Annotated in this window: 2 protein-coding genes and 1 pseudogene; 1 reads left to right on the forward strand and 2 read right to left on the reverse strand. The window is 77.4% G+C overall.

Translation table 11 applies throughout. The features are described 5' to 3' along the window. Positions 1-226, reverse strand: a pseudogene (locus tag DQW06_RS16550) (ubiquinone biosynthesis methyltransferase UbiE); the annotation flags it as partial. Positions 227-306: 80 nt separating this feature from the next. Between DQW06_RS16550 and DQW06_RS16555 the strand changes: the two are divergent. Continuing rightward, positions 307-1,539 (forward strand): lycopene cyclase family protein, encoded by a 1,233-nt coding sequence (locus DQW06_RS16555; RefSeq protein ID WP_117198866.1) that lies wholly within the window; start codon positions 307-309, stop codon positions 1,537-1,539. On the opposite strand, the gene DQW06_RS16560 is transcribed toward DQW06_RS16555, so the two are convergent. Beyond that, on the reverse strand, positions 1,505-2,295 hold a 791-nt coding region (locus DQW06_RS16560), incomplete at its 5' end, for a B12-binding domain-containing protein (protein ID WP_117198867.1). The genes DQW06_RS16555 and DQW06_RS16560 overlap by 35 nt on opposite strands.

The raw sequence follows: 2,295 nt of genomic DNA on the forward strand, positions 1-2,295 counted from the left end.
CCACGGCCGCGATCCGGGCCCGGGGCAGGGCGCGCAGCAGGGCGGCGGTGGAGGCGCCCGTGCCGCACCCGAGGTCGAGCAGGCGCAGCCCCGTGCCGTCCCAGGGCAGGCCCAGCCGCCTGGCGGAGACCCGCAGGTGCGCGTGGTAGCCGGGGTTGGCGGCCACGAGCCGGTCGTAGGCTCCGGCGGCGTGGTCGAACTCGTCGGTGACCGCGCCGTCCTTCATGGCGTGCGTCGTGGTGTCCACGTTCTCCTCCCGGGGGGTGTTCGCGTGCGGGCGGGGCCCTTCCCGTGCATGCTGGGGGCATGGCCGACTACGACGTGGCGATCATCGGCGGGGGAGCCGCTGGGCTCACCCTGACCCACCAGCTTCGCGGGGTCAATGACCGACGTGGCCGACCGCTGCGGGTCGCCCTGGTGGAACCGCCCCCCGGGCCGCACACCCCTCCGCCCCGCACCTGGTGCTTCTGGGAGCCCGACGGCGGGCCGTGGGACCACCTGCTGGCCGCCCGCTGGAGGGACCTGTCCGTGGTGGGGCCGGACGGGGCCGTCCACGACTCCCCGGCGGCGCCCTACGTGTACAAGATGCTGCGGTCGGCCGACGTGGACGCGCATGTGCGCGCTTCGGCCGGTGAACACGTGGACCAGCTTCCGGTGCTGGTCACCGAGGTCGTCGACGGCGTCGAGCACGCCGTGGTACGGGGCACCTGCCCCGGAGGCCCCGGGGGAGGGGAGCGGGAGCTGACCGCCTCATGGGTGTTCGACTCGCGTCCGCCCCGGCCCGCCCCGCGCGGGCGCACGCACCTGCTCCAGCACTTCCGCGGCTGGTTCGTGCGCACGCCCGACGACGCCTTCGACCCCGCCTCGGCCGTGCTCATGGACCTGCGCCCTCCCCAGCCGGCCAACGGCGTGGCCTTCGGCTACGTGCTGCCGCTGTCGCCGCGCGAGGCGCTGGTGGAGTACACCGAGTTCGGGCGCGAGGCGCTCACGACCCCCGAGTACGAGCGCGCGCTCAAGGACTACTGCGGCCTGCTCGGGCTGGGGGACGTGGAGGTGACCGCGGCCGAGCAGGGCGTCATCCCGATGACCGACGCGCGGTTCCGCCCCCGCGCGGGGCGGCGCGTGTTCCGGGTGGGGACGGCGGGCGGCGCCACCCGGCCCTCGACCGGGTACACGTTCAGCGGTGTGCGGCGCCAGACGGCCGCCGTGGCGCGGGCGCTGGCCCAGGGGCGGGCCCCGGTACCGCCGGTGCCCCACCGCCGCCGCCACCTGGCGATGGACGCGGTCATGCTGCGGGCCCTGGACACGGGGCGGGTGCGGGGAGCGGAGTTCTTCGCCGGGCTGTTCGCGGCCAACCGCCTCGGGGACGTGCTGGCCTTCCTGGACGGTGGCTCGCGCCTGCCCCGGGAACTGGCGATGGGCCTGAGCACACCGGTCGCGGCCATGTCGCTGACCAGCCTGGACCAGGCGTGGTACGCGCTGCGCGGGGTCGGTGCGAGGAGCCTCAGCCGGGGGCCAGGGCCCGCACGGCGTCGGTGAGCGAGCCCAGGTGCCCGGCGGCCAGCCCCGGCGCCGCGCCCAGCGACCGCCAGCCCGGCCCGGCCGTGTACACGGCCGTGGCCTGCGCCGACCCCGCCGCCGCGCGCACCGCCGCCCGCAGCGCCGCGACGTCGTCGGCGTCTCCGGCGTGGGACCACAGGACCACCGCGCGCGGACCCGTGCGGCGCACCGCCCGCACCGTCGCCACCACGGGCGTGCACGGCCCCAGCACCCGGCGCGGCACGCCCCGTTCGCGCAGCGCGGCGGCCAGCGCCTCCATCGGGAGACTGTGCATCTGGCCGGGGCCGCAGGCCAGGACCGTGGGGCGGCCCGCCGGGTCCGCGTCCCCGGGGGCGGCCACGCGGCGCAGCGCCGAGGACACGCACCACGACAGAAGGTGCTCCACCTCCACGTAGCGCCGGGTGTCCTCCCACTTGCGGCCCATCCCGTACAGCAGCGGCATCGCCAGGTCCTCCCAGGCCGCCACCACGCCGTACTCGTCCAGGGCCTCCTCCAGCAGGCGCTCCACGAGTTCGGCGTCCATGCGCATGGCGGCGCGGGCGATCCCCTGGAGGGTGGGCCCGGCCGGACCCAGCGGCAGGGTGTCCCCGCCGGGGCGCCAGCGGGGCCGCGCACCCCTCCCGGGGGCTTTCGCGCCCGGTTGGGCGCTGCCCGCGTCCTCCCCGCTGGCTCCCGAGCCCTCCCGGAAGTCCCGCGGACCCTCCTGCCCGGTCCCCGGTTCCCCCCCCTCGGCAC

It is taken from the genome of Nocardiopsis sp. TNDT3, from assembly GCF_003427465.1.
GTDB lineage: Bacteria > Actinomycetota > Actinomycetes > Streptosporangiales > Streptosporangiaceae > Nocardiopsis > Nocardiopsis dassonvillei.

What these genes read in the sequence shown, in the direction of transcription:
- DQW06_RS16555 (WP_117198866.1), top strand. Translation starts at nt 307, where the DNA reads ATGGCCGACTACGACGTGGCGATCATCGGCGGGGGAGCCGCTGGGCTC.